Below are 18,619 nucleotides of genomic sequence, written 5' to 3' on the forward strand. Positions count from 1 at the left end.
GCGTCATTTCACAGGGCTGATTCCCGGTCCGAGGATCGTCCTATGAACATTGATGCCACCACCGTCCCTGTGCGGTCGTGTGGAAACCGGTACCCGACGCGGGACCCGGCTCCTGGACCCGGTGCAGCCGAGACGGTTTCCGTACCGGAGCCGCAGCGGACCGCGCCCCTGCTGGGAGCGGTCTTCGTAGCGGCCGAGAAGAACATGGTCCGCGAGGTGCGGCACTTCACCTCGTCCCTGCTGGCCTTCTGGGGCGTGGCCGCTTGCGACCGCGAGTCGGCCCTCCTGATCGTCGGCGAACTCGGTGCGAACGCCGCTCAGTACGGGGGCGCGGAGCTCGCCGTTCGGCTGTCCCTGGAAGGGGTGACGCTCCGCATCGACGTACGCGATGGTGGCGCCCTTCCGTGGGCGCGAGCGGCCGGTTCCACGGCCCGTCCGGCCGGGGAGTGCGGGCGGGGGCTCACCATCGTCGACCACCTCGCCGATCGCCTCCGGATCACGACGTCCGGCCAGTGGCACATGGTCCGGGCCGACCTGCGCCTCACCCCGCCCGCTCCCCACGGGGGGACGTGATGGCCCTTGCTCCCCGGTACGCCCGCTCGTGGCTGTTCACCCCGGCTGACCGTCCCGATCGATACCCACGCAGGGACCGGCCGGGGGCGGACGCCGTCGTCCTGGACCTCGAAGACGCCGTCGCCCCCTGCCGCAAAGCGCTCGCCCGCCACCACCTCACCCGCCCCGGCGCCGTGGACGCACCGGTCTGGGTGAGGATCAACGACCGCACCAGCGAGCACTGGCGTGATGATCTGGAAGCCGTCGCCGGCCTGCCCGCCTTCGCCGGGGTGATGCTGCCGAAGGCCGAGCACGCCGAGCACGTGGCTTCGACGGCGGCCCTCCTGCCGGCCGGTACACCCGTCGTCGCCCTGGTGGAGACCTCGCTCGGCATGGAGAACGCCTTCGCCATCGCCCGCGAGAGGGCCACCTTCGCCCTCGCCTTCGGTGTCGCCGACTTTCGCCGGGAGACCGGTCTGGGCGACGCGCCCGAGGCGTGGGCGTATTGCCGGACTCGGCTGGTCATCGCGAGTCGCGCGGCCGGACTGCGCGGCCCCGTAGACGGCCCTGCCATGCACCTGGACGACATCGCCGCGGTACGCGCCGAGGCGCTCGCGAGCCGGGCCGGCGGATTCACCGGCAAGCTCTGCATCCACCCGGCGCAGACAGCCGTCGTGAACGCCGCCTACAGCCCGGCTCCCGAACAGATCGCCTGGGCCCGCCGGGTGCTGGAACAGGCCGCGCACAGTGACGGCGCCGCGGTCCGGGTGGACGGCGAGATGATCGACCGGCCTCGCCTGGACCACGCCCGCGACCTGCTGGAGTTCGCGGCAGCGGTGGACGGGTAGGGCGCTGCGGCCGTCGGCGGGTGCGCTGCCGGCCGCCGTTCGTTGGTCGTACAGGGACCCGCCGGCCTGCGAGGAGGCCGGCGGGTCCCTGTGCCATGGGGGAAGCGGGCCGAAGCACCCGCGTTCGTGGCGGCCCCGGTCAGTTCTCCAGGCCCGCCGCCGCCCTGGAGCGTTCGTCCCACACGGGCCGCACGTCGGCGAACGACGGCCCGTGGCCGCGCCGGTACACCATGAGCGTCCGTTCGAAGGTGATGACGATGACGCCGTCCTGGTTGAAGCCGATCGTACGCACGCTGACGATGCCGACGTCGGGCCTGCTGGAGGAGGTTCGTGCGGTCAGGACTTCCGACTGCGAGTAGATCGTGTCGCCCTCGAAGACCGGGTTCGGCAGGCGGACCCGGTCCCATCCCAGGTTGGCCATCACATGCTGGGAGATGTCGGTGACGCTCTGCCCGGTCACCAGGGCCAGGGTGAAGGTGGAGTCCACCAGGGGGCGGCCCCATACCGTCTGTGCCGAGTAGTGCCGGTCGAAGTGCAGCGGCGCGGTGTTCTGCGTGAGCAGGGTCATCCACGAGTTGTCCGTCTCCAGCACGGTCCGTCCGAGCGGATGCCGGTACACGTCTCCCACCGCGAAGTCCTCGAAATAGCGACCCTGCCAGCCCTCTACGGGGGCGCGGTCCTGGTCGGGGCGGCTGTGCTTCTCGTTCGTCATGACCTCATCCTCGGAACGTCGAGGGCGGCTTGTGAAATGACGGGATGTGCACCGGCCCATGTGCCACACGCATGGCCGAGCCGCCTCCTCGTGCCATGCGCGCCACGCATCGGGCGGTGGTCATCTCGTCATTTCACAGCGGCCCGCGGGCGGCGGAAGGGTGTCCCCACACATCCCGACTGCCCCGGAGGGCCCCTATGTCCGAGCCGCATCCCCCGCACCGCCCAGCCGCCGGACGGAGCAATGAACCTGACGGTGCATCAGTCTGCGGACCGCTCGCCGGTCTCGTCGTCGTCTCGCTCGAACAGGCCGTCGCGGCGCCGTTCGCCACCCGTCAGCTGGCCGATCTCGGCGCCCGTGTCATCAAGATCGAAAGGCCCGGTACCGGCGACCTGGCCCGCGGCTACGACCGTACGGTGCGCGGTATGTCCAGCCACTTCGTGTGGCTCAACCGGGGCAAGGAGAGCGTCCAGCTCGACGTACGGTCGCCCGAGGGCAACCGGCGGCTGCGCGCCCTCGTCGACCGGGCCGACGTCCTCGTGCAGAACCTCGCCCCGGGCGCCGCCGACCGCCTCGGCATCGGCAGCGAGCGGCTCGCCGGTGAAAGACCCGAGTTGATCACCTGCGACATCTCGGGATACGGCGGAACCGGCCCGTACCGTGAGCGCAAGGCGTACGACCTGCTCGTGCAGGCCGAGGCCGGGCTCCTCGCCATCACCGGAACCCCCGAGACCCCGTCCAAGGTGGGCCTGTCCATCGCCGACATCTGCGCCGGCATGTACGCGTACTCCGGCATCCTCACGGCGCTCCTGGAACGGACCCGTAGCGGCCGGGGCATCCGGCTGGAAGTCTCCATGCTGGAGGCGCTCGGCGAGTGGATGGGGTACGCCGAGTACTTCACCCGCTACGGCGGGACCGCTCCCGCCCGTACCGGAGCCAGCCACGCCACGATCGCACCCTACGGGCCGTTCCCCACGCGTGACGGTCAGAGCGTGATCCTCGGTCTCCAGAACGACCACGAGTGGGCCGCGTTCTGCGAGGCCGTGCTCGACCGGCCCCACCTGAGCGACGACGCGCGGTTCGGGGGCAACGCCGACCGGGTCGTCCACCGGGCCGAACTCGACGCCGTCGTACGGGAGACCACCCTGGCGCTGAGCGCCGCGGAGCTCGTCGACAGGCTGGACGGCGCCCGCATCGCGCACGCGGGGCAGCGCACCGTGCAGGAGTTCAGCGCGCACGAGCAGCTCCGGGCCCGTGGCCGCTGGGCCCCCTTCGACAGCCCCGTCGGGGAACTGCTCGGTCTCGTCCCTCCCGTCACCGTGGGCGGACGCACCCCCGCCCGGCTCCGTCCCGTACCCGCCCTGGGCGAGCACACCGACGCGGTCCTCGCCTGGATCGACACGCCCCTTGAGCACGCACCCGACGGAGGAACGTCATGAACACGGAACTGATCGGCGTGCTGGTCCTCGCCGTCGTCTTCGTCCTGGCCTCCGTCACCGGCCTCAACATGGGCGTCCTCGCCCTGACCGCCACCTTCCTGCTCGGCGTCGTGTGGCTCGGGCACCCCGCCAAGGAGGTGCTGGCAGGATTCCCGGCCGAGATGTTCGTCGTACTCGTCGCCGTGACCTTCCTGTTCGGCATGGCCCGCGCCAACGGCACGGTGGACTGGATGGTCCACTCGGCGGTCCGTGCCGCCGGCCACCGGGTGGAGGTCGTGCCATGGGTCCTGTTCCTGCTCGCCACACTGCTGTGCGCCACCGGTGCCGCCTCCCCGGCGGCGGTCGCGATCGTGGCGCCCATCGGCATCACCTTCGCCGTGCGCCACGGGATGAGCCCGCTGTACGCCGGGCTGATGGCCGTCAACGGGGCCGCCGCGGGCAGCTTCGCGCCCACCGGAATCCTGGGCGGCATCGTGCACTCGTCCCTCGCCGCGAACGACCTGCACGTCGACGGGGCGGCGCTCTTCGGAGGCACCTTCGCCATCAACCTGGCAGCCGCGTTCGTCACCTGGCTGGTCTTCGGCCGCCAGCGCCGAGCGGTGGCCATGCCCGCGAAGGACGCCGACGCCGCGGCGGCGACCTCGCCCGTCCTGAACGCCGAACAGGGCGCAACCCTGCTGGCGATGGTGCTCCTGGTGCTCGGAACCACCGTCCTCTCCCTGGACACGGGCCTGTTCGCGCTCACCCTGGCCGCGGCCCTGGCGACCGCCTTCCGTGCCACCGCCCAGCGGGCCGCGAAGGAGATCGCCTGGCCCGTCGTGCTGCTCGTCTGCGGGATCGTCACCTACATCGCCCTGCTGCAGAGTCTCGGGGTCGTCGACTCCCTCGGGGAGACGATCGCCGCAGTGGGCGCTCCGCTCATGGCCGCTCTGCTGATCTGCTACGTCGGGGGCGTCGTGTCGGCCTTCGCCTCCACCACCGGCATCCTGGGTGCTCTCATGCCGCTCGCAACACCGTTTCTCGCCTCGGGCTCCATCACGACCACGGGTCTGGTCGTCGCACTCGCCTCGGCCTCGACGATCGTTGACGCGAGTCCCTTCTCCACCAACGGAGCCCTGGTGGTCGCCAACGCGCCTGAACAACTGCGCTCGGACACGTACCGCAACCTGCTGCGCTGGGGCGCGGGCGTGTGCGCGATCGCCCCGGGCGCGGCCTGGCTCGCCTTCGTGGTGATCTGACGGGCAGACCTGCCCTCCGGACGAGGTGTGTTCCCCGCCCGGAGGGCCGGTGCGCATCCGGCGACCCGAGCGCGGGGAAGCGGTGAGAGTCCGGCGGCCTTGGCCGAGCCGACATGTTTACGTTAACATTCCCCTCCGGCGCTACGCGGGCGTCGGCCGCAAGCGTGTGGCCAGCATCGCGGTAGGACGCGCCCCGAACTGTGAGATCAGCTCCGCCGGGCGGATTCGAACAGGTCCGCCCGGACCGCTTCGGCCGGCGAACGCCGGCCCCCGCACCGGGAGTCACAGTGAAACGAACCCTCCACAGGGCAGTGAGAACGGGTGCCCTCTTATGCAGCGCCGCCGTGCTCGCCACCGGCCTTCCCTCCGCGGCCGCGGCCGGCACGACGGCGGCCAAGCAGCCCGGCACCGACCCGCCCAAGGTGGGCGCCGCGAACGTCCGGCAGACCCCGGACGAGAACGCGGCCCTCCTCGCCGGTGCCCGTGCGGGCCGGTCAGCCGTGGCGAAGGCGTTGGGCCTGGGCGGGCAGGAGGACCTGGTGCCCACGTCGGTCCTCAAGGACGCGGACGGCACGCTGCACACGCGCTACGACCGCACGTTCGCCCAACTGCCCGTGCTCGGTGGTGACCTGGTGGTCCACACCGCGCCGGGAGGAGCCGTCAAGGGCGTCACCAAGGCGGCGGGCGCCCCCATCGCCGTGCCCTCCACCATGGCCGGCGTGACCGCCGACTCCGCGGTGTCCTTCGCCCTCGGCCGGGCGAGGACCGACGGTACGAAGGACCCCGCAGCCCAATCCGTGCGCAAGGTCGTCTGGGCGGCTTCCGGTAGCCCCACGCTGGCCTGGGAGACGGTCGTCGGCGGCCTCCAGCGCGACGGCACGCCCTCGGAACTGCATGTCGTCACCGACGTGAGGACGGGCGTCGAGATCTTCGCGTACCAGGCCGTCAAGAACGGCACCGGCCACGGCCAGTACGGTGGCCAGGTCACCCTCGGTACCTCGGGATCCACCGGAAGCTACGTCCTCAAGGACGACACCCGCGGCGGCAACAGGACCACCGACCTGGGACACGCCCCCGACGACGACGCGCCCGGCACGCTCTTCACCGACGCCGACGACGTCTGGAGCGACGGCAGCCCCGGCGACCGCCAGTCGGCCGCGGTGGACGCCCACTACGGTGCCCAGCTGACCTGGGACTACTTCAAGGACATCCACGGCCGCAACGGCATCAGGAACGACGGGGTCTCCGCCCACAGCCGGGTCCACTTCGGGAACGCGTACTCGAACGCCTACTGGTGGGACCAGTGCTTCTGCATGACCTACGGTGACGGCGCCTACAACACCCACCCCCTCACCTCGATCGACGTGGCCGCGCACGAGATGACGCACGGCATCACGTCCTTCACGGCAGGTCTGCGCTACAGCGGGGAGTCGGGCGGGCTCAACGAGGCCACGTCCGACATCTTCGGAGCCGTGGTGGAGTTCTGGGCGGAAAACCCGTCCGACCCGGGCGACTACCTGGAGGGCGAGAAGATCGACATCAATGGCGACGGCACGCCGCTGCGCCACATGGACCGGCCCTCCAAGGACGGGGACTCCGCCGACCACTGGTATCCGGGCATCTCCCGGATCGACGTCCACCACTCGTCGGGTCCCGCCAACCACTGGTTCTACCTGGCCTCCGAGGGCAGTGGTGCCAAGCTCGTCAACGGCGTCACCTACGACTCGCCGACCCACGACGGCAAGCCGGTCAATCCGATCGGCCGCGACGTCGCCGCGAAGATCTGGTACCGGGCGCTGACGACCTACATGACGTCGACCACCGACTACGCGGGCGCGCGCACCGCCACGTTGGAGGCCGCCGCCGACCTGTACGGGAAGGACGGCGTCGTCTACAACAACGTCGGGAACGCCTGGGCGGCCGTCAATGTCGGCCCCCGCATGCTCCAGGGCGTCACGCTGACCAGCCCCGGCAACCAGGTCTCCACGACCACCGCGGCGGTCGACCTCCGGATCCGGGCCACCACCGGCAACCCGGGAGCCACCCTGACCTACGCGGCCACCACCCTGCCCGCCGGCCTGGCCCTCGACGCCTCGACCGGCGCGATCACCGGCACGCCGACCACGGACGGCAGCTCGGCCGTCACCCTCACGGCGGCGGACTCGACCGGAGCCGTCGACGTGGTCTCGTTCTCCTGGCTCGTCTACACCCCCGGCAACTGCACCACGACACAACTGCTCGACAACGCCGGCTTCGAGGAGGGGCCGAAAGCCTGGAAGGCCAACAGCAACTCGTCGTTGATCACTGCCGACAACTCCTGGCTCCCCGCGCGCACGGGCTCGTGGAAGGCCCTGCTCGGGGGCCACGGGAGCTCGGTGACCGACACCCTCACCCAGACCGCCTTCATCCCGTACGGCTGCCGGGCCACGATCAGCTTCTGGCTGCGGGTCGTCACCAGGGAGGAGACCACGACCGTCCCGTACGACAAGCTGACGGTCCAGGTGAACGGCGCGAGTCCGGCGACGTTCTCGAACCTGGACGCGAGCGCCGACTATGTCCGGCGGACCGTCGAACTCGGTGACTTCGAGGGGAAGTTCGGGACCTTGGCGTTCAACGCCAGGGAGGACCTGGCCGCCCCGACCTATTTCGTGATCGACGATACTGCTCTCCATATCCATCCCTGAGTCCCGCGAAGCGACGGGTCCCGTACAGGCCTGTGTGCGCCTCCGCTCCTGCGGAGGCGCACACAGGCCTTTTCGTCAGGGGCAGTTGACCATCGCGTCGCCTGTGTCGCGGGTGCAGGAGTCGAATGCGGGCCCGCCGTCGAGGCTGTCGTTGGCGTTGACGCCGTCGGCGGCGACGAGGGTGTCGCTGCCCTCCCCACCGTTCAGGGTGTCGTTGCCTCCCTCGCCCGTCAGCGTGTCGTTGCCGGTGTCGCCGTTCAGGGTGTCGTTGCCCTCGTTCCCGTTGAGGGTGTCGTTCCCCGGCCCGCCGCTGATGGTGTCGTTGCCTCCAAGGCCGAAGATGGTGTCATTGCCCGGGCCCCCGTTGATGGTGTCGTTGCCGGGGGTCGCTGCCGTCAGGCCGGTGACTCCGGCCGGTTCGTCGCCGACGAGGCGGTCGGCGTGCGGGCCGCCGTTGAGCCGGTCCTTGCCGCTGCCTCCGTAGAGGGTGGCCGGGGCGTCGAGGTTGGGGGAGACCGTGATGGTGTCGTCGCCGTCCTGGCCGCGGGCCTGTACGTCCGTGGGGAGCGGGCACGCCACGGTGCCCGGTGCCCGGGCTTCGCAGGGGGCCGAGGCATGTACCTCGGCAGTGGTGTCCGAGACGAGGACGATGTCGCCCTGGCGGCGGATGGTGATGTCGTTGTCCACCCCCTGACCGGCGGTGACGAGCAGGGTGCCACCGGACATCTCGACCACCGTGGCGCCCGCGAGGTCGCGCGACGCCGAGGCGAGTGGTGCCGCCGAGGCGACGGTGCCGGCCGACGCGGCGCACAGAAGTGCTCCCGCGGTGAGTAACGCGCAGATGTGTCGCACTGCCATGTTCGTGTGTCTCCCTCGTCGTCGGTACGCGTTCGTCGTGGGCACGTGCATCGTGGGCGGGTGCGGCAGTGGCCGCACCCGCGGGCCGGTCACGGGCATTCGGTGACGCTGTCGCCCAGGTCGGCGCGGCAGGTGTCGCTCTCGTCGCCGCCACGCACGTAGTCGTTGCCGCCGACCTCGTCGACGGCGTCGAGGGTGTCCCAGCCCGGGCCGCCGTCGACGAAGTCGTTTCCGGTTCCCGCGATCACCTGGTCGTTGCCGCTGCCGCCGCTCACCACGTCGTTCCCGGCGCCCGCGTTGACGATGTCGGCGCCGCCCCGACCCTCGATCGAGTCGTTGCCCGGGCCGCCGAAGAGGCGGTCACGGCCGCTGGAGCCGGTGAGCGTGTCGTTGCCGTTCCCCCCCGAGAGGAAGTTGGCGCCCTCGTCGCCTTCCAGGGTGTCGTTGGCGCCGCCGCCGTAGAGGCTGTCGTCCCCCGCGCCACCGATGAGGGTCACCCCCAGGCTCTCCAGGAACGACGTGACGTCGTCGGCCTGGTCACCGGCGTGGACGACGAGCTCGGTCAGGCTGCCGGCCCCCGGGCAGTCGGCCTCGTTGGCGCTGACCGCCCTGCACCCGCCCAGAGCGGTCACGGTGTCTCCGGTGTCCCTGACCCGGATGGTGTCGCCGACCTGCCACACCGAGATGGTGTTGCTCAGTCCCACGGCGGCCGTCACCGTGACGGACGTGCCGGTCCTGATCACCAGCGTTGCGTCCGCCGATGCCTCGGGTGCAGGCACGCCGGGCGTCGCGGCCGCCGGGCCGGCGAGGGCCAGTGTGAGGCCGAGGGCGGCGGTCACGCAGGCGATGGTGCGGGGTAACGCCTTGTCCATGGTCTACCTCCTGGAGAGCGTTCGGGTAGATCGGATGGCCTGAGCGCCCGCCAGGGCATGAGAACGACGTGGGCAGGCGTCGACCACGCGAGCAGCAATCATGATTCAACGTGTACGAACAGAATCAAACGTTGGATCGGGATGAGACTGAGGGTTCGAGGGATCGGTGTCAAGCAGCCCCTCATCCGTCCCCGCGCCCGTCTGGGTCTCGACCTGCGCCGATCCGTAGAGAGCGGATCTCATGAAGAACGGGCTTCGGCCAAAGTCGGCTCGATCCCGTGGGCATCAGCCGCGAGCGGCGGCGCCTGCCGCGCGGGCGGCCCTGCGCCGGCGGCGGAGCAGCAACCAGGCGGCCGACAGGAGCGCCAGGCACGCCGCGAAGAGCCACGGGGCCTTCAGGAAGCCGTCGGTTCCCGAACCGCGGACGTCGTCCGCGCTCGCCGTGACGGTGACCTGCCCCCAGCCCGCGAAGGGGGCTCCCGCCCAGGTCTCGGTGAGTCGGACCTTCTGCCCCGGGAGCAGTTCGGCCGGTACGTTGGCGAGCCGCCGTTCGCCGGGCCCTCCCACGACCACGCCGCCGGTGCGGAAGGAGACCGTGGGGGTGAGCTTCACGTTTCCCGTGTTGTGCACGGTGTAGGAGACGGTCGATTCGCGGGTGCCGGTCCACGGTATCTGCGGGCTCCGCGCTGTGAACCGTACGTCCTCCACGGCCAGGCCGGGTTGCCGCGGCCCCTCGACGCGCAGATAGATCCTGGCTCCGACACCGCGCTGGACGCCGAGGTGGGAGCCGTCGGCAGGCCGAACGCGGGTGTCGACCGCGACGAGGGCGCCCACGTGGTCGCCGGGCGGGGCGTCGCGGGGGACGGTGAGGGTGATGCCGATCGTCACCGCCGAGCGGGCCGGCACCGTGACGGTGTCGTGCTCGGGCTTTCCCCAGGCACCGACGTCCCGTTGGGTCTCCTCGATGCCGCGTACGGCCAGTCCGCCGTCGCGTTCTGTGTTGTGGGCGTCCGCGACGTAGAGGCGGAACGTCAGCTCCGCGGCTGTGGTGTTGGTGACGACCGCGCGGTCGGTGAGCGTCGTGCCGGGCCTTGCCGGCAGTTCGAAGGCCGCCCGCGGGGTGATCGTGGAGTCCGCGGGCCTGACCGACCATTCGCCATTGTCCGCCGCCCCGGCCGGTGTGGGGGAGAGGCTCGTCAGGAGGAGAAGGAGCAGGGTAATGAAGGCGGTGCGCATGGCTCGTCGGCTTTCCTGGCGCCGCGGGCCGGACGCGTGACGTCCGGCCCGCGGGCGCTGTCAGAGGAGGGTGAGGGAGAGGATGCCGGTGTAGCTGCCGACGGGGGTGTACTTCGGGATGTCGAGGGACACGGTGGCGTCGGCGGTGAACTCCCCGCCCGTCACGTCACCTGCGGCGGCAGAGGCCAGGGTCGCGCCGTCCGTTCCGACGACGCCCGGGCTGCCCGCGGCGCACGTGCTGGGGCTGCCGCTTCCGGTGGAGCAGACGGGCGTCCACGTGAGCCGGTTGGCCTCGACCTTCCCGCGCGGTCCGGCGAAGTCGGTGACCTTGCCGGTGAGTGACCAGCCGGCCGTGCCGCCGCGGAAGTCCTTCACGGTGACGGTGCCCAGCTGTCCGGCCGAGGTGCCGCCGGTACCGAAGTCGACAGGGGGGAGCCGGACGGGGTCCGCGGTGGTGGCCATGGTCAGTACACCGGCTCCGACCGACGCGGTGAGCTGCCGTTCGGCCGTACCGGGGGCCGGCGGGTCGGCCGGGTCGGCCGGGTCGGCCGGACCGCCTGCGGCGGAGACCTTCCAGGCCTGGCCGGGCGAGCCGTCGCACGCGGACTGGACGATCCCGGCGCCGGCCGTCGTGGATCCGCCCCGGACGGCGAGGCACTTGCTGCTGTGCTTGGCGACGATGCGCACGTACCCGTCGGGGAGGGTCTCGAAGCGCCAGCGCTGGTTGTCCTTCCAGCCGCAGTCGTACTGCTTGACCTCAGCGCCGTCGGCGGTCGACTCGTCCGCCACGTCCAGGCACTTGCCGCTGTGCTGGGCGAGGACGCGCACGTAGCCATTGCTGTTGTCGGTGAACCGCCACTGGCTGTTCAGGGTGCCGGCGGCGCAGGTCTCCTGGGTCACCGGCACCTGGTTGTCGGAGGAGCTGCCGGGCACGGCGGCGCAGGCGCCGCTCCCCTTGTTGGTGATCGTCCGGGGGTCCCCTCCGGAGCCGGATATCCGGCCCGTCGCGGTGTCGATCGAGACCTGGGGGTACCACGGAAGGATCATGGTCGTGGCCGTGGGGAACGCCAGCGGGAGCCACACGTACGTGGAGTCGTTGACGTGCTTCGGGTCGGACCACACGCCCGCCCAGCGGTCTCCCATGTAGAGGAAGGAGGTGGTGTCGCTGCCTTCCACGGGCAGGACGAACGCCGTCTGCGAGTGGTGGCCGTTGTGGCTTCCGACGTCCTTCATGGGCGACCACGGTCCCGCCAGGCTGGTGGCGGTGGCGTACTTCTGCTGGTTGGGGTCCCAGTAGCTGGTCCCGGAGGTGAGCATGAAGTAGACGTCACCGCGCTTGAACAGGGCCGGTGACTCGCGGTGCTGGCCCGGCCAGGGGTTCGCCACCAGGTCCTTCACCTGTGTGTAGTCGTCGCTGAGCTCGTAGATGTGCAGGTCGGCGTTGTAGTTGGCCGAGGAGATCATGTAGGCCTTGCCGGCGGCCTTGTCCTCGTACACGGTGATGTCGCGGGACATGTGCTCGGCGCCGGAGGCGTCCTTCGGCCGGAAGGATCCCTTCCAGGTGTAGGGGCCGTCGATCGTGGAGGACACCGCCACGGCGGCGCGGGCCTCGGCGTAGGAGGCGTCGGCCTCTTTGTGCATCCACATGACGAACTGTTTGGTCTTCTCGTTGTAGAGGACCTTGGGCCGCTCGATCACGGCGGAACGTATCTCCGGGTCGGCCTCCTGCGTCAGGACGTGGCCGCGGGGCTCCCAGTTCTTCAGGTCCTTGGAGCGGTACGCGGAGACGTAACGGAACTTGTTGTCGTCGCCGCGGTCCTCACCGAACCAGTAGTAGTAGTCGTCGACTTTGAGTACGCCGCCACCGTGCGCCTGCACCCCTTGTCCCGCGGTGTCCGGGAACTGGGTGCCGGGTTCGGTGGTGACGGGCGCCGCCAGCGCCGTCGGCGCCCCACCCAGAACGGGGAGGAGCAGGCTCAGGCCGACGAGGACGGATCTCACTCTTCGCATGCAGATCCTTGATGTCACCGCGCGCACGCCGGCACCTGGCACATAGGGAGTCCCGCCCCCCATGTGCACAGGAACCAACATTTCTGCGCGTGAACCAACAACTTTGAGCAGAGGCTGGCGCACGCATCACCTGAATGTCAACAGCTCGTAAAAAAATTCGACATTCCGTGCATGACCGCCACCGCAGCGTCACCTTCGGGGTAGGGCGCCCCGGGTCAGATCGTGGTCGCCAGCGGGACGGAGATCTGCTTCAACCAGACACCGGCCGCGAAGTCCCGGGCCTTGATGACGACGCGGTCGCGGTGCACCTCGACCTGGAGGCCCTGGTTGAAGACGCCGGGGACCGTGCTCTCGCCTCCTTGGCCGTTGTCGGCGAAGCCGGTCTGCACGGCCCCCGTGTTGATCACCGAGAACCCGTCCAGGTTCGCCGTCCCGGGCACGACGCGCCGCACGTACCAGTCGGACAGCGCCAGGTCCCAGTGCGTGTGTCCGCTGAACAGGAACACGTCGCGGTGGCGCCCCAGCAGCCCGAGGAGCGCGTCCGCCTGGAGGTAGTCGGTGGCGTAGAGCTTGTTCCGTGTGCCCGAGACCGTGTTGGGCAGGGGGTGGTGCGTGATCAGCATGACCGGCTTGCGACGTGCGCTCCAGTACCGCAGGCGCCCCTCCAGCCACCGCAACTGCGCCTCGCTCAGCCATACTTCGTCCCAGAGCTTCGGGTCGTGGTAGTGCATGTACCGCTCGGTGCCGATGGTCAGGACGGGGATGCCGCCGAAGGTGGTCTCGGCGTACACCGTGCCGCGCCCGGCGAACCGGTGAAAGCTGCGGAAAAGGGAGTCCTCCGTGGCGCCGTTGGGCCAGGTGGCCAGGGAGAGCGTCTGCGGATCGGCGTACTTGGGCACGTAGAACTCGTGGTTTCCGATGGCCCACGCGACCTCGCGCGGGCGCGGGCCCCGTTCCAGTACCTGCCGTACCGCCGCGTATTCGAAGTCGTAGCCGCGCGGAGTGATGTCGCCGGCGACTGCGAGCCCCGAGCCGTGCGGGGCCGTGGCCCGGATGTCGCGCAGGGCGACGGCGAAGTCCCCCAGGTCGCCCTGGATGTCGCTGATGACGTTGAACGTGGACAGTGGCGCGGTGGGGGCGTGGCCGAGCGGCTGCGCCGCGGCGGGCGACGGGGTCGCGGTGCCGAGGGCGACGGCGCCGGCCGCCGCGGTGATCAGAGACCTGCGTTTCATGGTGGCAGCCCTTCCGGGGGTGTGGGGCGCGATCGAGCGACCCGTGGGGGAGACGCCACATGTTTACGCAACCAAAGCGGCCGGCACATGAATGACGGGCAACGCTTCCCCCGACCCGGCACCGCCGGTGACGGGCCGCAGGGTCCGCCACCGGCCGTGCGTGCCGCGCCGTCGGGACTACCCGCCCGCCGGGTCCGCGCGGATGGTCCAGGACTGGTTGCGGCCTGTGTTGGGCCGGTAGGTGCCGACCGGGGCGCCGTCGGCTGTGGAGGCGCCGGTGACGTCGAGAAGGGTGCCGGTCGCGCTGTTGATCAGGGTGTGGTGCCCGTCTCCGGAGGTGGACAACATCCACTGCTGCTGCGCGGACGGTCCCGGAGGAAGCAGGGTGAGCTCACCGTCGGCGACAGCGAGGGCCTGCCCGCTGCCCGCGTTCGTCACCCGGTACGAGGCCGTGCTGCTCCAGTCGCCGGGCGCCGACCTGGTGAAGGTCCACTGCTGCGCGGCGTCGGACCGGTTCGGGGGGCGCTGGACCACGGCGCCGCCGGCCCCGGCCCGGGCGGCCGTGAGGGCCAGACCGCTGTGGTCGTTGACGAGGAGCCGGGGACCGGCGCCGGGGGCCGCCTGCTCGGGGTCGACGCCGGACGTGCCCGGTACGACGAGGGTGGTGACCGAGTGGGGGGCGAGGGTCACGGTGACGCGTTTGCCGGTGACGGCGACGTCGGCCTCCCGGTGGACGTTGCGGGTCGCGTCCGTGGTGTAGCGCTGCACCGGAGCGGCGGTGACGTGCCGGAAGCCCGTGAGGTCCAGGGTGATCGTCCGGGCCGAACCCGTGGCATTGGTGTGGACCACGACCGCGCCCTGGCCGCCTGGGCGCACTGCGGCCAGCGTGTGGTCGTCGTCCGTGGCGATGACGCGGGATCCCGGACGGATGAACCGGCTGTACTGGGCCATGGCCCAGTACTTCTTGTTCTTGCGCAGCGGCTCCCTCGCGGCGTCGGCCGGGGTGAAGTCGGTCTGGATGAGGCCCCAGTTGGAGTCCTCGTGGGCCGGGGTCATGTTTTCGTAGTCCTCCACGGCCTGCCACAGCACCCAGGCGCGCGGTTCGAGCTGCGTGAGGTCGTCGGTGATGCGCTCGGCGAGGTCGAGGGCGGGGCTCATGTCGGTGAAGCTCTGCGGGACCGCCCCGCCGAGGTCCACCTCGGACATCCACAGGGGCTTGTGCGCGGCCTTGGCGATGTCCCGGACCCCGCTGCGTCCCTGCGTCCCGTAGGTGTGTGCGTTGAGCCGTCCGACGGCGGAGCGGGTTGTGCTGCCGTAACTGTCCCAGTTCGCACGGAACATGTCCGGGTTCGTCTCGTCCATCGCTGCGACCGGCGTGCGCAGCCCGTTGCGGTCCAGCTCGGTGCGCAGCGCCGTGATCATTCGGGCCTGGGAGTCGCGGGCCCAGTGGGAGCCTTCCTGGCGCCCGCCCGCGCGCCAGTAGGCGGTGTCCGGTTCGTTGACGGGAGACACGGAGGTGAAGGTGACGCCCGTGCTGTTTTGTACGCGCTGCACGGTCCCGGCCAGGTAGGCGGCGAACGGCTCGTACTGGTCCGGTCGAAGGTTGTCGTGCAGCGGATCGACCGCACCCGAGGCGAGTCCGCTGTGGGTCATGAAGTAGGGCGGTGAGTTCGAGAACGCCTCGAAGGTGTCGGCGCCCCGGGCCTTGGCGGCCTTGAGCCACCAGCGCTGGTTGCGGTCGGCGTACGGGTCCCAGTGATCCGGATTGTCGGGGTCCCACCCGTGGGGCGCCTCGGCCCCGGACCGGCTCCAGTGGCCGGGTACGGCAGCCCCGGCGCGCATGTAGGGCGCGGTCTCGGTGCTGTCGCCTCCGCCGATGTTGTAGCGGGCGATGGTGAAGCCGAGTCCCTCATTGCCGTAAAGGGCGTCGGCGAGCCGGTTGCGCTGGGGGTCGGGCCAGCCGCCCGTGACGTTGGCGAACCACGACAGCGCGGTACCCCACCCCTCGAACGGTGCTTGCTGGTATGCGGGATCGAGGCGGACCGGGACCGCGGACGACGGGACGGGATCGGCTGCGGCCGGAGGTGCCGCCGTACCGCCGGCGAGGAGTGCGCAGGCGGCCGCGAGTGAGGTCGCGAGAGCGGTGGGCGTACGGCGTCGGGCGCCGCTCGGGGGCCTGTTTCTGGTACCGAGCACAGATCGTCTCCTGTCGGAAGCGGATGCGTACACAGGGAGGGCGGGCCGCGCCGGGCCGATGGAGGCGGTTGCGATGGAGCCGCTTCGGCGTCCTCCGGCAGCGGGCGGGCGTGAACGTGTCCCGCCAGGCGCAACGTAATGTTTACGTAAACATCACACAGTGGGGAGAGTGTCGAAGCGGCGGGCAGGCATGTCAAGAGAACCGGCGAGTAGCATGCGTCCCACCCATTCGGTGCACAGCGCTAACATCCGTACGGAGTGCACCACGCACTCGGCTCGGAGTAGGGGTTCGGAGGTCCGGTTCATATGCCGCGCGAGGTCGGAGCAAGATCACCGAGGTCCCGTCCGCTGCGCCAGTCACCCTCCATGGCCGACGTCGCCGCGATGGCGGGGGTCTCGTCGCAGACGGTCTCCCGTGTGGCCAACAACCGGGAGAACGTCGACGCGTCCACCCGCGAGCGGGTGCAGGCCGCGATGAAGATGCTCGGGTACCGCCCCAATACGGCCGCCCGGGCGCTGGTCACCGGGCGGTTCGGCACGCTGGGCGTCATCAGCTTCGACATCAGTGCCTACGGCAACGCCAGGACCTTCGCCGCCATCTCCGACGCCGCCCGCGAAGCCGACCTGTTCGTGAATTTCATGGGAGCCCGGGCGCAGACCGAAGCCGCCGTGCGCCAGGCGTTCCAGCAGCTGATGGTCCAGTCGGTGGACGGCATCATCCTCATCGAGTCGCAGATCCTGGACACCCCCGAACTCCGGCTGCCGTCCGCCGTTCCCGTGGTCTTCGCCGACGGGGACACCGGTCACCGCTACGCCAACGTCGACGTCGATCAGGCCGAGGGCACCCGCAGCGTCGTGGAGCACCTGCTGGGCCTCGGTCACCGTACGGTCTGGCACGTCGCGGGGCCCCGCGACTCCTACGCGGCGCGCCGCCGGGCCGAGGCGTGGCACCGCTCGCTCAAGGATGCGGGCACCGTCGTACCACCACTCCTCTACGGTGACTGGTCCGCGGCCTCGGGTTACCGCGCCGGACGTGAACTGGCCGGCCGCCCGGAGGTGACCGCGATCTTCGCCGCCAACGACCAGATGGCCCTCGGCGTCATGCGCGCCCTGCAGGAGGCGGGTCGGCGCGTGCCGCAGGACGTGAGCGTGACCGGATTCGACGACGTTCCCGAGGCCGCCTTCTTTCCCGCCCCCCTCACCACGGTCCGGCAGGACTTCGACGCCGTGGGCCGCCACTGCGTCGGACTGCTCCTCGATCAGATAGGCGGCGTGGCGGGCAGCCCGCGCCAGGCATCGGTGGCGCCCGTCCTGGTGGTGCGCGAGAGTACGGCGGCCCCGGCCGCCTGAGCGGCCGGACGCCGGAGCGCCCTCAGGACGTTCCGGCCTTCGCCGCCCTGGCGGCACGGCGCCCCGCCGCCACGGTGCCGAAGGTCTCGCGGTCGTCGAGGAAGCCCTCGAGCGCGAAGGTGGCGGCTCCGAGGTTCACCGGGTTCTCCGGCACGGTGCTCAGCTGGAAGGAGAGCGCCTGGAGCGTAGCCGGTAGAGCGTGCGCCGCGATGACGTCGCGGGTCTGCCGCAGCAGCGGCTTGCCGAGCCGGTCGGCCACCCAGCCGCCCAGTACCAGGGTCTGCGGATTGAACAGGTTGAGGAGATCGGCCGCGGCCTCCCCCAGGTGACGGGCGGTCCGCGCCACGGTTTCGGTGGCCACCGCGTCGCCCTCCGCCGCGGCGCGGGCGACCTTGCTGACCACGGCGTCCTCGTCGGGGTCCAGGAGGGGGCTTTCCGCGTCCAGTTCCCGCACGGTGCGGGCGATGCCGCGGGTGCTGACGTAGGCCTCGACGCATCCCCGCCTGCCGCACCTGCACTCCCGTCCGTCGCGGACCAGGCAGGTGTGGCCCCACTCCCCGGCGCTGTTGGTGGCGCCCCGGTAGAGGGCCCCGTCGACCGCGATGCCCGCGCCGACGCCGGCCCGGAGGGTCAGTACGAGTAGGTCGTCGACATCGCGTCCGGCGCCGAACCACATCTCGGCGACCGTGCCGGCCTTGAGGGGGTTGTCGAGGTACAGGGGCATCGGGAGGCGCTCGGCGAGGAGGGAACGCAGGGGCACGTCGCGCCAGGACCAGTAGGGCGAGAAGACGGATACGCCGCCCTCGCGCTCCACGAGACCGGGGATGCTGACCCCCGCGCCGAGGATGCGCGGGGGCGCGCCCGAGGCGTCCGAGAGGCCCTCGACCCCCGTGACGATGGCGTCCACCACGTCGTCCGGACGGACGTCGGTCTGCGGCAGCGGCAGCCGTACGCTGCGCAGCACCGTCAGCGCCAGGTCGAACAGCTCGACCTGGACGGAGGTCTCCGCCACGTCGATCCCGACCAGCGCACCGCGCTCCGCGTTGACCGCGAGGCGGGCCCGCGGGCGCCCGCCCTTGGAGTCCTCGTGGCCTGCCTCGCGCAGGACTCCCGCCTCCAGCAGCTCCACGACGAGGTTGGCCACGGTCGCGAAGGACAGGCCGGTGGCCGCGGCGATCTCCTGCCGGCTCACCGGGCCGGGGGCGGCGAAGACGCACCGCAGCGTGTCGAACCGGTTGCGGCGGCGGATGTCCTGGGCGGTGCGTTTCGCCATGGGTGCGTCCTTCCGTGTGAGGGCAGAGGTCGTCGTCGTGTGAGAGGCGAGCTTATTCCATGCATTGGACGATGTGTATTTACATGAGTTAGAAGAACTCTTAGAGTTTCGTCGCAACG

At 70.8% G+C, this 18,619-nt stretch carries 14 protein-coding genes; 6 read left to right on the forward strand and 8 right to left on the reverse strand.

The window, feature by feature from the left end; all coding sequences use genetic code 11:
* Positions 1 to 42 precede the first annotated feature (42 nt).
* Positions 43 to 573 carry an ATP-binding protein gene (locus OG207_RS42445; RefSeq protein WP_329106917.1) on the forward strand — a complete coding sequence of 177 codons (531 nt, stop codon included), beginning with the start codon at positions 43 to 45 and terminating at the stop codon, positions 571 to 573.
* Positions 573 to 1,400 carry an HpcH/HpaI aldolase/citrate lyase family protein gene (locus OG207_RS42450; RefSeq protein WP_329106919.1) on the forward strand — a complete coding sequence of 276 codons (828 nt, stop codon included), beginning with the start codon at positions 573 to 575 and terminating at the stop codon, positions 1,398 to 1,400. The genes OG207_RS42445 and OG207_RS42450 overlap by 1 nt, the downstream gene beginning before the upstream one ends.
* A 139-nt stretch (positions 1,401 to 1,539) precedes the next feature.
* On the opposite strand, the gene OG207_RS42455 is transcribed toward OG207_RS42450, so the two are convergent.
* Positions 1,540 to 2,112, reverse strand: coding sequence for a MaoC family dehydratase (locus tag OG207_RS42455; RefSeq protein WP_329106921.1), 573 nt, complete (start codon positions 2,110 to 2,112; stop codon positions 1,540 to 1,542).
* 197 nt (positions 2,113 to 2,309) lie between these two features.
* Here OG207_RS42455 and OG207_RS42460 point away from each other — a divergent pair, with 197 nt between their 5' ends.
* From OG207_RS42460 to OG207_RS42470, 3 genes are all read left to right on the forward strand, one after another.
* Positions 2,310 to 3,551: a CaiB/BaiF CoA transferase family protein gene (locus OG207_RS42460; RefSeq protein WP_329106924.1), complete on the forward strand. Its 1,242-nt coding sequence runs from the start codon at positions 2,310 to 2,312 to the stop codon at positions 3,549 to 3,551.
* The gene (locus tag OG207_RS42465; RefSeq protein ID WP_329106926.1) at positions 3,548 to 4,789 is read left to right on the forward strand and encodes an SLC13 family permease; all 1,242 of its coding nucleotides are present in this window, start codon (positions 3,548 to 3,550) and stop codon (positions 4,787 to 4,789) included. The genes OG207_RS42460 and OG207_RS42465 overlap by 4 nt, the downstream gene beginning before the upstream one ends.
* A gap of 344 nt (positions 4,790 to 5,133) precedes the next feature.
* Positions 5,134 to 7,473, forward strand: coding sequence for a M4 family metallopeptidase (locus OG207_RS42470; RefSeq protein ID WP_329106928.1), 2,340 nt, complete (start codon positions 5,134 to 5,136; stop codon positions 7,471 to 7,473).
* Between the two features lie 75 nt (positions 7,474 to 7,548).
* Here the strand turns inward: OG207_RS42470 and OG207_RS42475 are convergent, their stop codons facing one another.
* The 6 genes from OG207_RS42475 to OG207_RS42500 form a co-directional block, all read right to left on the reverse strand.
* Positions 7,549 to 8,331, reverse strand: a complete 783-nt coding sequence (locus OG207_RS42475) for a calcium-binding protein (protein ID WP_329106930.1) — start codon at positions 8,329 to 8,331, stop codon at positions 7,549 to 7,551.
* 89 nt (positions 8,332 to 8,420) lie between these two features.
* On the reverse strand, positions 8,421 to 9,203 hold the full coding sequence (locus OG207_RS42480; RefSeq protein ID WP_329106932.1) for a calcium-binding protein: 783 nt from the start codon (positions 9,201 to 9,203) through the stop codon (positions 8,421 to 8,423).
* Between the two features lie 285 nt (positions 9,204 to 9,488).
* Positions 9,489 to 10,439, reverse strand: a complete 951-nt coding sequence (locus tag OG207_RS42485; RefSeq protein ID WP_329106934.1) for a DUF916 domain-containing protein — start codon at positions 10,437 to 10,439, stop codon at positions 9,489 to 9,491.
* Between the two features lie 60 nt (positions 10,440 to 10,499).
* Entirely contained in the window at positions 10,500 to 12,449 is a 1,950-nt protein-coding gene (locus OG207_RS42490; protein WP_329106936.1) for an RICIN domain-containing protein, read from the reverse strand.
* A gap of 215 nt (positions 12,450 to 12,664) precedes the next feature.
* Positions 12,665 to 13,681: a metallophosphoesterase family protein gene (locus OG207_RS42495; protein WP_329106938.1), complete on the reverse strand. Its 1,017-nt coding sequence runs from the start codon at positions 13,679 to 13,681 to the stop codon at positions 12,665 to 12,667.
* A 177-nt stretch (positions 13,682 to 13,858) separates the two neighbouring features.
* Entirely contained in the window at positions 13,859 to 15,877 is a 2,019-nt protein-coding gene (locus OG207_RS42500) for a glycoside hydrolase (RefSeq protein ID WP_329106940.1), read from the reverse strand.
* 366 nt (positions 15,878 to 16,243) lie between these two features.
* On the opposite strand from OG207_RS42500, the gene OG207_RS42505 reads away from it, so the two are divergent.
* Positions 16,244 to 17,227, forward strand: a complete 984-nt coding sequence (locus tag OG207_RS42505; protein WP_266446701.1) for a LacI family DNA-binding transcriptional regulator — start codon at positions 16,244 to 16,246, stop codon at positions 17,225 to 17,227.
* A 22-nt stretch (positions 17,228 to 17,249) separates the two neighbouring features.
* Here OG207_RS42505 and OG207_RS42510 read toward each other — a convergent pair whose 3' ends face one another.
* Positions 17,250 to 18,500 (reverse strand): ROK family transcriptional regulator, encoded by a 1,251-nt coding sequence (locus OG207_RS42510; RefSeq protein WP_329106945.1) that lies wholly within the window; start codon positions 18,498 to 18,500, stop codon positions 17,250 to 17,252.
* Positions 18,501 to 18,619: the final 119 nt, after the last annotated feature.

It is taken from the genome of Streptomyces sp. NBC_01439 (genome assembly GCF_036227605.1).
Classification (GTDB): domain Bacteria; phylum Actinomycetota; class Actinomycetes; order Streptomycetales; family Streptomycetaceae; genus Streptomyces.

Excerpts from the sequence above, each read along its gene's own strand:
- OG207_RS42490 (WP_329106936.1), bottom strand. The coding sequence starts at position 12,449 with ATGCGAAGAGTGAGATCCGTCCTCGTCGGCCTGAGCCTGCTCCTCCCC.
- OG207_RS42460 (WP_329106924.1), top strand. The coding sequence starts at position 2,310 with ATGTCCGAGCCGCATCCCCCGCACCGCCCAGCCGCCGGACGGAGCAAT.
- OG207_RS42480 (WP_329106932.1), bottom strand. The coding sequence starts at position 9,203 with ATGGACAAGGCGTTACCCCGCACCATCGCCTGCGTGACCGCCGCCCTC.
- OG207_RS42485 (WP_329106934.1), bottom strand. The coding sequence starts at position 10,439 with ATGCGCACCGCCTTCATTACCCTGCTCCTTCTCCTCCTGACGAGCCTC.
- OG207_RS42450 (WP_329106919.1), top strand. The coding sequence starts at position 573 with ATGGCCCTTGCTCCCCGGTACGCCCGCTCGTGGCTGTTCACCCCGGCT.
- OG207_RS42495 (WP_329106938.1), bottom strand. The coding sequence starts at position 13,681 with ATGAAACGCAGGTCTCTGATCACCGCGGCGGCCGGCGCCGTCGCCCTC.
- OG207_RS42455 (WP_329106921.1), bottom strand. The coding sequence starts at position 2,112 with ATGACGAACGAGAAGCACAGCCGCCCCGACCAGGACCGCGCCCCCGTA.
- OG207_RS42475 (WP_329106930.1), bottom strand. The coding sequence starts at position 8,331 with ATGGCAGTGCGACACATCTGCGCGTTACTCACCGCGGGAGCACTTCTG.
- OG207_RS42505 (WP_266446701.1), top strand. The coding sequence starts at position 16,244 with ATGGCCGACGTCGCCGCGATGGCGGGGGTCTCGTCGCAGACGGTCTCC.
- OG207_RS42445 (WP_329106917.1), top strand. The coding sequence starts at position 43 with ATGAACATTGATGCCACCACCGTCCCTGTGCGGTCGTGTGGAAACCGG.
- OG207_RS42465 (WP_329106926.1), top strand. The coding sequence starts at position 3,548 with ATGAACACGGAACTGATCGGCGTGCTGGTCCTCGCCGTCGTCTTCGTC.
- OG207_RS42510 (WP_329106945.1), bottom strand. The coding sequence starts at position 18,500 with ATGGCGAAACGCACCGCCCAGGACATCCGCCGCCGCAACCGGTTCGAC.